The following is a 12,138-nucleotide window of genomic DNA, read 5'->3' on the forward strand; positions in this document are numbered from 1 at the left end:
CGACCGCCGCCTCCGCCACCTTCGGGTGCGAGACCAGAGCCGACTCGACCTCGGTGGTGGAGATGTTGTGGCCGGACACCAGCATCACGTCGTCGACCCGGCCGAGCAGCCAGATGTGGCCCTCCTCGTCCTTCTTGGCGCCGTCGCCGGCGAAGTACAGGTCCGCGAACCGGGACCAGTAGGTGTCCCGGTAGCGGTCGTCGTCGCCCCAGATGCCGCGCAGCATCGCCGGCCACGGCTCCGTCAGCACGAGGTAGCCGCCCCCGCCGTTGGGCACCGGCTGCGCCTGGTCGTCGACGACGTCGGCGCTGACGCCGGGCAGCGGGGTCATCGCCGAGCCCGGCTTGGTCGCCGTGACGCCGGGCAGCGGGCTGATCATGATGGCGCCGGTCTCGGTCTGCCACCAGGTGTCGACGATCGGGGTGCGGTCGCCGCCGATGACCCGGCGGTACCAGATCCAGGCCTCCGGGTTGATCGGCTCGCCGACCGAGCCGAGCAGCCGCAGCGACGACAGGTCGTGCTCGGCGGGGATCTCCTCGCCCCACTTCATGAAGGTGCGGATCGCCGTGGGCGCCGTGTAGAGCAGCGTGACGCCGTACTTGGCGACGATCTCCCAGAACCTGCCCTTGTGCGGGGTGTCCGGCGTGCCCTCGTAGAGCACCTGGCTGGCACCGTTGGCCAGCGGCCCGTAGACGATGTAGCTGTGCCCGGTGACCCAGCCGATGTCGGCGGTGCACCAGTAGACGTCGGAGTCGGGCTTGTGGTCGAAGACGTTGGCGAACGTGTAGGCGCACTGGGTGAGGTAGCCGCCCGAGGTGTGCAGGATGCCCTTGGGCTTCCCGGTCGTGCCCGACGTGTAGAGGATGTACAGCGGGTGCTCGCTGTCATGGGCCGGCGCCTCGTGCTCGCTGCTCGCGGCCTCGACGGTGTCCTGCCACCAGACGTCGCGGCCCTCTGTCCACGCGACGTCCTGCCCGGTGCGGCGGACGACCAGCACGTGCTCGACCGACTTGCTCTGCGAGAGCTCCAGCGCCTCGTCGACAGCCGGCTTGAGCGCCGACGGGTTGCCCCGCCGGTAGCCACCGTCGGCCGTGATGACCAGCTTGGCGCTCGCGTCGTCGATGCGCGACTGCAGTGCGGTCGCCGAGAAGCCGCCGAAGACCACCGAGTGGGGGGCGCCGATGCGTGCGCAGGCCAGCATCGCGACGACCGCCTCGGGGATCATCGGCAGGTAGATGGCGACCCGGTCTCCCTTGGCGACGCCGAGCCCGGTCAGGGCGTTGGCCGCCTTGCAGACCTCGTCCTTGAGCTCGGCGAAGGTGATGGTTCGGCTGTCGCCCGGCTCGCCCTCCCAGTGCAGCGCGACCTTGTCGCCCCGGCCGGCCTCGACGTGCCGGTCGACGCAGTTGTGCGCGACGTTGAGCTCCCCGCCGACGAACCACTTGGCGAAGGGCGGCTGCCAGTCGAGGACCTCGCCCCACTTGGTCGACCAGTCGAGCCGCTCGGCCTGCGCCTCCCAGAACGCGAGCCGGTCCTTCGCGGCCTCGTCGTAGAGGTCGGCGGTGGCGACGGCGTCCTTCGCGAACTCGTCGCTCGGCGGGAAGGTGCGCTCCTCGTGCAGGAGGTTCGAGAGGGCTTCGCTGCTCACGGGTGCTCCTCGATGGTCGTGCGTGCGGTCGACAATTCTCTGTCTACACCTCCGCGAGTGGCGCGAAGCGGCTGCCGGGGAGCTCCCGGCAGCCGCGACGCGCCACCCGCTCGACGCGGCTCAGTGCACGGACGCCTTCTCCATGCCGACGCCGGTCAGCGACCGGACCTCGAGCTCGGCCGCCTTGTACTCGTTGTGCTCCTTGCTGAGGACGGTGCCCAGCCAGCCGAAGAAGAAGCCCAGCGGGATCGACACCAGGCCCGGGTTGTCCAGCGGGAACCAGCTGAAGTCGATGCTCGGGTCGGTCACCAGCGACGGGCTCTCGGTGCTGGGCGGGACGGGTGGCTTGCCCGACACGACCGGCGAGAAGATGACCAGCCCGACGGCGGAGATCAGGCCGCCGTAGATGGCCCACACCGCGCCGGAGGTGTTGAACCGCTTCCAGAACAGCGAGTAGAGGATCGCCGGGAGGTTGGCCGAGGCCGCCACCGCGAAGGCCAGCGCCACCAGGAAGGCGACGTTGAGCTTCTGCGCGTAGATGGACAGCACGATCGCGACCCCGCCGATGACGAAGGCGGCGATCCGGGCGACCTTGACCTCCGTGCCCTCGGGCGCCTCGCCGCGGTGCACGTAGTTGGCGTAGATGTCGTGCGCCACCGACGACGACGACGCGAGGGTGAGCCCGGCGACCACCGCAAGGATCGTCGCGAACGCCACCGAGGCGATGAACGCCAGCATGATCGTGCCGCCCGTGGTCCCGAAGTAGTCCTCGCCGATCACCCGGGCCAGCTGGGGAGCCGCCGTGTTGCCCGCGGGGTCCTGGTCGATGATCGCCTTCGGCCCGACCAGCGCCGCAGCACCGAACCCCAGAGCCAGCGTCATCAGGTAGAACGAGCCGATGATCCAGATGCCCCACACCACGGACTTGCGGGCGGCGCGAGCCGTCGGGACCGTGTAGAAGCGGATCAGGATGTGCGGTAGGCCGGCCGTGCCCAGCACCAGCGCCAGACCGAGGCTGACCAGGTCGAGCTTGCTGTAGAGCGTGGCCTTCTCGTCCAGGTTCCCGGCTGCATCCGTGATGTCCTTGCCGTAGCGCAGGCCGGGCTCGAGGAAGCCTTCGGGGTCGGTGCTCTTCTCCGCCGCGGTGCCGAGCAGGTCGCTGACGTTCCAGCCGAACTTGAACATCACCATCAGGGTCAGGACCGTGGCGCCGGTCATCAGCAGCAGCGCCTTGATGATCTGGATGTAGGTCGTGCCCTTCATGCCGCCGACCGTGACGTAGAAGATCATCAGCGCGCCGACGGAGACGATCGTCAGGTTCTTCGCGGTGTCGGACGAGACGCCGAGCAGCAGGGACACGAGCGCGCCCGCGCCAACCATCTGCGCGAGCAGGTAGAAGATCGACACCACGATCGTCGAGACCCCGGCCGCCGCACGGACCGGCCGCTGGCGCATCCGGAAGGCGAGGACGTCACCCATCGTGTACTTGCCGGAGTTGCGCATCAGCTCGGCCACGAGAAGCAGCGCGACCAGCCACGCGACCAGGAAGCCGATCGAGTAGAGGAAGCCGTCGTAGCCGTAGAGGGCGATGATGCCGGCGATGCCGAGGAACGACGCAGCCGACATGTAGTCGCCGCCGATCGCCACGCCGTTCTGCAGGCCGGAGAACGACCGGCCGCCGGCGTAGAAGTCCGCTGCGGTCCTGGTGGCGCGGGACGCCCGCAGGGTGATGAACAGCGTGATGGCGACGAAGCTGAGGAACAGGATCGTCGTGAGGGCCTGCTGACCGCCGGAGACGTCGGTTGCGGCGAAGACGTTCGCGCTCATCGGGCGGCCTCTCCCTCGAGCTCGGCGCGGATGTCTGCCGCGAGCGGGTCGACCTTGTTGTCCATGTGGCGCTCGTAGAGCCAGGCGATGAGGAACGTCGACACGAACTGCAGCAGCCCGAAGACGTAGGCGACGTTGATGTTGCCCCAGAGCTCGGTGCTCATGAAGTCGCGCGCCCACCCGGACGCGAGCACGTAGAGCAGGTACCAGCTCAGGAAGACCGCGGTCATGGGGAAGGCGAAGCCGCGGTACGCCTTGCGCAACCGGGCGAACTCGGGGCTGTTCTGCATCGCGACCAATCGGTCGCTGTCCTGCTGAATGTTGCTCACCAGTCCTCCTCGGGAGCGGAGCGAGTGCGGGCACGCCAGGGCGCGCCCATGTGACGTAGGTCACTCTCGACGTATCGCCCATGTCCCCAGAACCCGACGGCCCAAACGGTCGCACCGTGGTGGATCGTCTGCGACACCGGTGCGAAGAAGCAGCAAGCGGTACATCAGCGGTCCACGAGCGAGGGACGACCCCCGTGGCCCGGGCGCGCCCTAGGCCGGGTACACCTAGGGTCGGTGACCGTGCCGTCGGACCCGCTCGCCCACGTGGCCGCGCTGCCCGGCGTGACGGAGGCGGTCGAGCGGGCCCGGGCCGCGGTCGACGACCTCCGTGGGCACCGGGTGCTGCGGCGGTCATCGGAGAAGGTGTCCTCCGAGTCAGCCCTGCGCGGGGCTCGTGCGTCGGCCGCCCTCGAGGGCGCCGACGTGCCGCTGGACGCCTTGCGCCGCACCGTGACCGCGTCCGGCCACCTGCCCGCCGATGGCGGGCCGGTGGTGCGCGGGGCGCTGCGGGTCGCCGCCGAGCTCGGGCCGGCGCAGGGCACCTGGTCGCGCGCACCGCTGCAGGTTGTCGCGCGGCTGCACGCCCTCGCCGCCGCGGACCTGGTGGCCGACCCCTCGGCGCTCGGCCGGCCGGACCCGGCCGCCGCCGGGCGGCTCTCCGCACTCGGTGACCTGGTGACCGCTCCGACGGCGGCACCGGCGCTCGTCTCGGCGGCGGTGGTCCACGGCGAGCTCGCGACGATGGGGGCCTTCGCCGACCTGGCCGGGGTCGTCGCCCGCGGTGCGGCCCGACTGGTCCTGGTGACCCGAGGGCTCGACCCGACGGCCGTCTCGGTGCCGGAGGTCGGCCACGTCGAGCTCGGCCGGTCGGCCTACCTCGACGCGCTGCGCGGCTACGCCGAGGGCGGCGCGGACGGGATCGCCGCCTGGGTGCGGCATTGCGCGCAGGCCGTCGTGCTCGGCGCGCGCGAGGGGGTCGCGGTGTGCGAGGCCATCCAGCGGGGTGCCTGACGACGTACGCCCGACCGGTGGCGGACCGTCGACGACGGGACCGAGGGCAGAAGGTGAGCGGCGCCCGCCGACCAAGGTCGGGGACGCCGCTCCGGCACGTCAGTCCGGGTTACCAAGCGTGCACCATTCGTCGGGAGTCCAGGACGAGCCTGGCTCGCCGGCCCGTACATGGGCAGGTCGCCGCGTGGGTGCTCGGCTGCCGTGCTTCGCCCTCTGTCTAACGCAACCGGCGCGGTCGGGGAAGGGTAGCCGGGCCTCTTTTACCTAGCGCCGCGGGCCGGTCCGGCGCGTCGCGCGCAACACGCCGTGCTGGGCCGCGGCGCGTCGGCGGGCGGCCAGCCAGACGACTCCCGCGGTGGCCGCGCCGGCGCCCACGGCGACCGCGGCCAGGGCGCTGGTCGGTGGCAGCGTGACGCCGCTGAACCGGTCGCGCAGCCGGACCGGCTTGGTGAAGACCAGCACCGGCCAGTCTCGCGCGACGGCCTCCCTCCGCAGCGCCCGGTCCGGGTTGACCGCGAAGGGGTGGCCGACCTCCTCGAGCATCGGCAGGTCAGTGGCCGAGTCGCTGTAGGCGTACGACCCGGCGAGGTCGTAGCCCTCCGCCTCAGCGAGCTCGCGCACGGCGCTCGCCTTGTTCTCGGCGTAGGCGTAGAAGTCGATGTCGCCGGTGTACTTGCCGTCCTCCACCACCATCCGGGTCGCGACCACCCGGTCGGCGCCGAGCATCTCGCCGATCGGCGCCACGACCTCGGAGCCGGACGAGCTGACGATCACCACGTCGCGCCCGGCCAGGTGGTGCTCCTCGATCAGCGTCGCTGCCTCGTCGTAGATGATCGGGTCGATCAGCTCGTGCAGCGTCTCGGAGACGATGTCCTTGACCTGCTGGACGTCCCAGCCGGCGCACATCGACGAGAGGTACGCCCGCATCCGCTCCATCTGGTCGTGGTCGGCACCACCCACCAGGTAGACGAACTGGGCATAAGCACTCCGGAGCACGGCCCGGCGGTTGATCAGTCCGCCCTGGTAGAAGGAGCGGCTGAACGCCAGCGTGCTCGACCTGGCGATGATCGTCTTGTCCAGGTCGAAGAAGGCCGCGCTGCGGGTCTGAACGGTCGGGGCCACGTCTGGAGAGCATAGGGAGCCCAAAATCTGTTTCCCCTACGGCGGTGCGCTGTTTGCACATCCGGCCTCACGGGTACATCCTGGCGTCGCGTCCCCTCGTGAGACGCAGCGTGGTTCGGCTCATCCCCCCCGGGCCGGAACCGCGTTCTAGACGGCCCCCGCTCTCCCCCCCGGCGGGGGCCGTCGCACGTCCGGGGCCAGGCGGCTGCGAGGCCGCCGACGCTCCGGGACTGCCGCCGGTCCTGGTCTTCCCCGCCGGGGCCGCGATCGTCCACAGGTCGCCGCCCTGCTCGCGCCGTCCACAGATCGGCTTCGTAGGGCGCTCTGCTGCCTGCGCCTCCTCCACAGTCGGACCGTCCGACCATCCGATCTGGAGGTCCGTGTGCCCGTCACTGCCGACGACAGCGTGCTGCTCGTCAGCGACGACGCCGACCTGCTGGCCGCCGTCCGCCGGGCGGCCGAGCGGGCCGGAGTCGAGCTCGTCGTCGCCCCCGACCTCGGGTCGGCGTTGGGCTGGTGGCCGATCGCACCAGTGGTCCTTCTCGGGGAGGACCTCGCGGACCAGCCGGTCCCGGTCGCCCGGCGCGACGTGCTGGTGGTGGTTGGCCGGCGCCCTGGACCGGTGGTCGACGCCCTGGCCCGGGAGACCGGCTGGGCCGTCGTCCCGCTGCCGGATGAGGAGGACTGGCTGTGTGACCGGCTGTCGGCCGTCAGCGTCGGGGCGCGTCGAGGCCGATGCGTCGGTGTGGTGGGGGGGCGGGGCGGCGCGGGCGCCTCGACACTGGCTGCCGCGCTTGCGGTGACCGCTGCGGCCCGGGCGCGCACCTTGCTGGTCGACCTCGACCCCGTGGGCGGCGGCGCCGACCTCCTGCTCGGCCTCGAGGACGCGCCGGGTCTGCGCTGGTCGGACCTGGCCACGGTGTCCGGTGCACTGTCCGGTCCGGCGCTGGCCGGGTCCCTCCCGTCGCGAGGAGGCGTGTCCGTGCTGTCGTGGGACGCGCGCTGCGTCGAGGTGGCTGCCACCGCCATCAGCTCGGTGCTCGACTCGGTCCGCCGGACGTACGCCGTGACGGTCCTCGACCTGCCCCGCCGGGTGGCCGGGGCGACCGCGTCCGCCCTCGCCGACTGCGACACCGTTCTGCTGGTGGTGCCGGCCGAGACCCGCGCGGTGGCCGCCGCCGGGCGGGTCGCCGCCGACGTCGCCCCGCTCGTCACCGACGTGCGGCTGGTCGTGCGCGGTCCGTCCCCATCGCGGCTCACCGGTCCGGACGTCTCGCGGCTGCTCGGCCTGCCGCTGGCCGGGTGGCTGCGCCCCGACCCGCGGCTGGTGTCGCAGGTGGAGCGAGGCCGGGTGCCCGGCGGGTCAGGTCGGGGCGAGCTCGCGACGTTGTGCCGCCGGCTGGTCGCCGGGCTCGCCGCTCCCGCTGTCGAGCCGACGACGGCGCCGCCTCCTGCGAGCGGGGTGGCGGCGTGACGACCGAGGCGGCGGTCGGTCCCGACCCGGTGCTGGTCGGCCGGGTCGCCGACCGGCTGGCGCTCGACGGACAAGCCGCGACCCCGGCCACGGTCACCGCCCTGCTCCGCGCCGAGGGCTCGTTGCTGGCAGACCCGGCGGTCCTCGAGGTCGTCCGGGCCGTCAGGGGAGAGCTGACCGGCGCCGGACCCCTCGACGAGCTGCTGGCGGACCCCGACGTGAGCGACGTGCTGGTCAACGGGCCGCGCGAGGTGTGGGTGGACCGCGGTGACGGCCTGGAGCCGGCGGCGGTCGAGCTTGCCGACGAGCAGGCGGTCCGGCGGCTCGCCCAACGTCTCGCCGCGTCGGCCGGGCGCCGGCTGGACGAGGCCTCGCCGACCGTCGACGCCCGGCTGCGCGACGGCACCCGGCTGCACGCGGTGATCCCACCTGTCTCGCCGGCCGGGACGTTGGTCAGCCTCCGCACCGCTCGCCGTCGGGCGTTCGGCCTGGACGACCTGGTGGCGCGGGGGACCCTCACGGCCGCCTCGGCCGGCTTGCTCACCCGGCTGGTGGCCGCCCGCCGTTCCTTCCTCGTGACCGGCGGCACCGGCACCGGCAAGACGACCCTGCTCTCCACGCTGCTGTCCACGGTGAACCCTCGGGAGCGGGTGGTGCTCGTCGAGGACTGCGGCGAGCTGCGCCCGGCGCATCCGCACGTGGTGCGGCTCGAGGCGAGGGCACCCAACGTCGAAGGCCGGGGCGAGGTGGACCTGCGCGACCTGGTGCGCCAGGCGCTGCGGATGCGGCCGGACCGGCTCGTCGTAGGAGAGGTGCGCGGAGCGGAGGTCGTCGAGCTGCTCGCCGCGCTCAACACCGGGCACGAGGGCGGCTGCGGCACCCTGCACGCCAACGCGCCGGCCGCGGTGCCGGCCCGGGTCGAGGCGCTCGCGCTTGCCGCCGGCCTCGGCCGGGACGCAGTGCACAGCCAGCTCGCGGCCGGGCTCGACGCCGTGGTGCACCTCTCGCGGGACCGGACCGGCCGGCGACGAGTGGTCGAGATCGGCTGCCTGACCCGGCGGCCGGACGGCCTGGTCGAGGTCACCCCCGGCGCCGCGGTCACCGACGACGGTCGGCTGGTGCCCGGCCCGGCGGCTGACCGGCTGGAGCGGCTGGTGGAGCGGCTCGAGCGGCTGGGGGGGCCGGAGCGCGTGGTGGAGCGGTGAGGTCGGTGGCGGTGCTGCTGGCCGCGGCCGTCGCCTGGGTCCTGACCGGTCCGGCACCGGCCCTCAGCCGCCTCGCCGGACGGGCGGGCACCCGGCCTGCCGGGCCGGGCTGGCCCGCGGGGCGGGAGGGCACCAGGCCGGGCCGGCTGACCAGCCCTCCGGAGCGGGAACGCGGTGCAGAGACCGCGCTGCGTCTCCGGAGACCGAGGCGTGCCCGCCGAGCCGGGCGGCGTAGCCGGACCCAGTTGACGGCCTCGCTCGGGGAGGTGCTCACCGGCCTCTCCTCGGGCCTGGTCACCGGCGCGGCACCACGGGAGGTGCTCGCCGACGCGGCGGCCGACCTGCCCGGGCTCGACGACCTGGCCGCGACAGCACGGTCGCCGACCGGCGATCTGCCGGGCGCGCTCGAGCGGTTGGGTCGGTGTCCTGGAGGTGCTGCTGCCGCGGACCTGGCGGTGCTGTGGCGGCTGGCTGAGCGAACGGGGTGCTCGCTGGTCGGCCCGGTGCAGCGGCTGCGCGACGCCGACCGCGGCGAGGCGGCCGTCCGCCGCGAGCTCGCCGCCCAGCTCGCCGGTCCGCGGGCCACCGCCCGACTGCTTGCCGCCCTGCCCGTCCTCGGGGTGGCGATGGGCGCCGGCCTGGGCGCGGACCCGCTCGGGTTCCTGTTCGGGACCGCCGCAGGGGCCGGCTGTCTCGCCCTCGGCGGGGTGCTCGTCGGGCTGGGGCTGCTGTGGACGCGCGTGATCGTGCGGTCCGTCGACCCCGGCCGCGGCCGGTCCCGCGAGGGCTTCGGTGCCGGCTGACCAGCTGGCCGTGACCCTGGCAGCCCTCGCCGGGCTGCTGCTGCCGCACACGCCGCGCGCCGACCCTCGCCGGCTGCTGCGACTGGGCGGCGTCCGACGGACGCCAACCGGTCAGTGGTCGGCCGCCGTCCCGCATCGACCGAGCGACATGGCCGACGCACCGTCGGACGTGGCGGTGCCTACGTGGGTGCCACGAGCGTGCGGTGCTGCGGCCGGGCTGGCCCTGTTCACCGGGCACGGTGGCTGGGCCACGATGCTGGTGGTCGCCACGGCCGCCCTGGCCGCGCCCGGCGTCGTTGCGTCCGCCGGACGCCGCCGTCGGCTCGCTGCGTCCGCGCTTGAGCTGCCGCGGGTCGCCGACCTGTTGGCGGCGTGCCTGCAGGCCGGGCTGCCGCTGCCGGCCGCCGCGGCCGAGGTCGCCCGGGTTGTCGACGGGTCGACCGCGCGGCAGCTGCGCCACCTCGTCGTCGGGCTCCGGTCCCCGGTTGGTGGCGGATCCGAACGGGTGGACGGCTGGTGGCGCCTCGAGAGGGCAGTGGTGCGCGCAGCGGAGCGCGGTGCGCCGCTGGCAGACGTATTGACCGCGCTGGCCACCGACGAGCGCGACCGCGCCCGGTGGGCGGCGGAGGAGGCGGCCCGCCGGGCCGGGGTCCGGGCCGTCGGCCCGCTGGCCGCTTGCTTCCTGCCGGCCTTCGTCGTCGTCGGGGTGCTGCCGGTCGTCGTCGGTGTGGCCGGCACGGTGCTCGGCGACCTCCGGTGAGGCACCGAGCCCATGTCAGCTCTGGCGGCGGTGACGCCTGCGATCAGGCCAGACCAGGTCCACGTGTCCACAGCGGGGGACCATGGCCGGCTCGTCCACAGATCCGCCTCGCCCGCCTCGTCCGCCGCGCCGCAGCCGACACCGTTGACCTACGCCGGACGAGCCGGCGACAGCGTCACCGGACGGGCCGGTGACCCGGGCTGGAAGGAGCAGCGACGTGCGGGCACAGCGAGCGACGGGAGCGCCGGGCACAGGCACCCGGGTGGTGCGACGAGCGGTCGACGCACGATCAGGACGCGGCGAGGACGGGATGACGACGGCGGAGTACGCCGTGGGAACGGTCGCCGCGTGCGGCTTCGCCGGGGTGCTGTTCAAGCTGCTCACCAGCGATTCGGTGGTCCGGATGCTCAAGGACATCGTCGAGCGTGCACTCACGATCGCGTTCTGACCGTGCGCAGGGCGTTCACGCGCCGGGCGCGCGGCGTGGTGCATTCCCCGGGCCGCCGGTCGGCCGGGTTCGTCACCGCCGAGGTGGCGGTGCTGCTGCCCGCGCTGACCCTGCTCACCGCGCTGTGCGTCTCGATGGTCGGGGCGGTCGTGGTGCACGTGCGGTGCCTGGACGCGGCGCGCACCGGTGCCCGGGCCGTCAGCCGCGGCGAGCCGGTCGACGCCGTGCTGGCCGAGACCAGCGCCAGGGCGCCCGCCGGGGCCGAGGTGACGGTGGAACGGCTGCCGGGTGGGCTGGTGGCGGTCGCGGTGACCGCCACCGCCCGGCTCGGCGGCCGCTTCGGCCCGGGGATCCGGGTCGGTGGCGACGTCGTGGCCGCCGACGAAGGCCACCCGTGACCCGGCCCCGCAACGGAGGCGGCCTGCTCTCGGGCCGCCACAGGCGCCGGCTCGTCGCTGTGCGGCGCGCGTCCCAGGGTGAGGGACGCGCGTCCCGTGGGGACCCCGGCGCCGGGTCGGTGCTGCTGGTGACCTTGGTGGCCGTGGTGCTGTCGGCCGCGACGTGTGCGCTCGGCCTCGCGGGTGCCTTGGTCGCCCGGCAGCGGGCCGAGGCTGCGGCGGACCTCGCCGCGCTGGCCGGCGCGCAGGCGCTGGTGCGAGGCGGTGACGCCTGCGGCAGCGCCGGCCGGGTCACTTCGGCCGGGCGGGCGCGGATGGTCGTCTGCCGGCCAGCGGGGAGCACCGTGCTCCTGGTGGTCGAGGTCGCGCTACCGGGCATCCTCGGCCGACTGGACGTGCCACCGGCCCGGGCGCGTGCCCGGGCCGGTGTGCCGCGGCCGTAGTCCGCCGGCGGTGCGGCGCTCAGACCTGGCGGTGCTGACCGGTCGAGTCGTGCTCGCGCAGGTCGGTCTCGTGGTCGATGACCCGGTCGGACCGGTAGCCGTCGTCGGCGGAGGTCGCGGTCGGGGCGGTCGAGTCGGTCGAGCCGGTCGTCGAGGCGCCTGTCGAGGTGTTGTCGTTGCGGCCGGTGACCCGGTCCATGAAGCTGCGGTGGCCGGGCTCGGTGCGGTCGTCCACGCCGTCGTGGTCCCGGTCGGGGGCGGCAGCGCCTCCCACGGCGCCGGCCGTCCCGGCGGTGCCCGCGGTCCCCGCGGTGGCGCCGGCGTGCTCGCGGGCGTTGAGCTGGTCGGCGAGCCGCTCGTTCTCCAGGCGGAGCGACTCGCGCTCCTCCTCGAGGCTGCGCACCGAGTCGCGGTGCTCCGACCGGGCAGCCTTGCGCTCCTGGCGCTTGCGGCGGCCCCGGCTCATGGCGGCCATCAGGCACCAGACCCCGAGCAGGAAGACGAGCATGGTCAGCGCACCGATGACGAAGACGCCGGCGGCGGTCGTCGTCAAGGTCTGGCCGAGAATCTCGACGGTGGCGGTCTCGCCGGCGTCGAAGAAGGCCCCGGCGGTGATCACCGCGGCACCGAGGATGAGCAGCAGGCCCAGAACGAGCATGGCGGACTCCTT

13 protein-coding genes are annotated in these 12,138 nt (G+C 73.8%); 8 read left to right on the forward strand and 5 right to left on the reverse strand.

Annotated features, from left to right (window positions below; all coding sequences use genetic code 11):
* From acs to VK640_08530, 3 genes are all read right to left on the reverse strand, one after another.
* The coding region (gene acs / locus VK640_08520) for an acetate--CoA ligase (GenBank protein ID HTE73228.1) at window positions 1-1,648 on the reverse strand (1,648 nt) is incomplete at its 3' end.
* A 120-nt stretch (window positions 1,649-1,768) separates the two neighbouring features.
* The gene (locus tag VK640_08525) at window positions 1,769-3,475 is read right to left on the reverse strand and encodes a cation acetate symporter (protein HTE73229.1); all 1,707 of its coding nucleotides are present in this window, start codon (window positions 3,473-3,475) and stop codon (window positions 1,769-1,771) included.
* Window positions 3,472-3,765: a DUF485 domain-containing protein gene (locus VK640_08530; GenBank protein HTE73230.1), complete on the reverse strand. Its 294-nt coding sequence runs from the start codon at window positions 3,763-3,765 to the stop codon at window positions 3,472-3,474. The genes VK640_08525 and VK640_08530 overlap by 4 nt, the downstream gene beginning before the upstream one ends.
* A gap of 273 nt (window positions 3,766-4,038) precedes the next feature.
* On the opposite strand from VK640_08530, the gene VK640_08535 reads away from it, so the two are divergent.
* Complete coding sequence (locus VK640_08535; GenBank protein HTE73231.1) at window positions 4,039-4,815, forward strand: oxidoreductase; 777 nt, start codon at window positions 4,039-4,041, stop codon at window positions 4,813-4,815.
* A 264-nt stretch (window positions 4,816-5,079) separates the two neighbouring features.
* Here VK640_08535 and VK640_08540 read toward each other — a convergent pair whose 3' ends face one another.
* On the reverse strand, window positions 5,080-5,937 hold the full coding sequence (locus VK640_08540) for an HAD family hydrolase (protein ID HTE73232.1): 858 nt from the start codon (window positions 5,935-5,937) through the stop codon (window positions 5,080-5,082).
* Window positions 5,938-6,319: 382 nt separating this feature from the next.
* Between VK640_08540 and ssd the strand changes: the two genes are divergently transcribed.
* From ssd to VK640_08575, 7 genes are all read left to right on the forward strand, one after another.
* Window positions 6,320-7,411, forward strand: a complete 1,092-nt coding sequence (gene ssd / locus VK640_08545) for a septum site-determining protein Ssd (GenBank protein HTE73233.1) — start codon at window positions 6,320-6,322, stop codon at window positions 7,409-7,411.
* A 32-nt stretch (window positions 7,412-7,443) separates the two neighbouring features.
* Window positions 7,444-8,616, forward strand: a complete 1,173-nt coding sequence (locus tag VK640_08550) for a TadA family conjugal transfer-associated ATPase (protein HTE73234.1) — start codon at window positions 7,444-7,446, stop codon at window positions 8,614-8,616.
* Window positions 8,617-8,861: 245 nt separating this feature from the next.
* A complete protein-coding gene (locus VK640_08555) occupies window positions 8,862-9,419 on the forward strand; it encodes a hypothetical protein (protein HTE73235.1) in 558 nt (185 codons plus the stop codon).
* A gap of 10 nt (window positions 9,420-9,429) precedes the next feature.
* Window positions 9,430-10,179: a type II secretion system F family protein gene (locus VK640_08560; GenBank protein ID HTE73236.1), complete on the forward strand. Its 750-nt coding sequence runs from the start codon at window positions 9,430-9,432 to the stop codon at window positions 10,177-10,179.
* A gap of 265 nt (window positions 10,180-10,444) precedes the next feature.
* A complete protein-coding gene (locus VK640_08565) occupies window positions 10,445-10,627 on the forward strand; it encodes a DUF4244 domain-containing protein (protein ID HTE73237.1) in 183 nt (60 codons plus the stop codon).
* Window positions 10,628-10,629: 2 nt separating this feature from the next.
* A complete protein-coding gene (locus tag VK640_08570) occupies window positions 10,630-11,025 on the forward strand; it encodes a TadE family type IV pilus minor pilin (protein HTE73238.1) in 396 nt (131 codons plus the stop codon).
* The gene (locus VK640_08575; protein ID HTE73239.1) at window positions 11,022-11,468 is read left to right on the forward strand and encodes an Rv3654c family TadE-like protein; all 447 of its coding nucleotides are present in this window, start codon (window positions 11,022-11,024) and stop codon (window positions 11,466-11,468) included. Before VK640_08570 ends, VK640_08575 begins: the two co-directional genes overlap by 4 nt.
* A 19-nt stretch (window positions 11,469-11,487) precedes the next feature.
* Here VK640_08575 and VK640_08580 read toward each other — a convergent pair whose 3' ends face one another.
* Window positions 11,488-12,126: a hypothetical protein gene (locus VK640_08580; protein ID HTE73240.1), complete on the reverse strand. Its 639-nt coding sequence runs from the start codon at window positions 12,124-12,126 to the stop codon at window positions 11,488-11,490.
* Window positions 12,127-12,138 lie beyond the last annotated feature (12 nt).

This window comes from Actinomycetes bacterium (assembly GCA_035489715.1).
Taxonomy (GTDB): Bacteria; Actinomycetota; Actinomycetes; order JACCUZ01; family JACCUZ01; genus DATHAP01.

What these genes read in the sequence shown, in the direction of transcription:
- VK640_08525 (HTE73229.1), bottom strand. Translation starts at nt 3,475, where the DNA reads ATGAGCGCGAACGTCTTCGCCGCAACCGACGTCTCCGGCGGTCAGCAG.
- VK640_08530 (HTE73230.1), bottom strand. Translation starts at nt 3,765, where the DNA reads ATGCAGAACAGCCCCGAGTTCGCCCGGTTGCGCAAGGCGTACCGCGGC.
- VK640_08580 (HTE73240.1), bottom strand. Translation starts at nt 12,126, where the DNA reads ATGCTCGTTCTGGGCCTGCTGCTCATCCTCGGTGCCGCGGTGATCACC.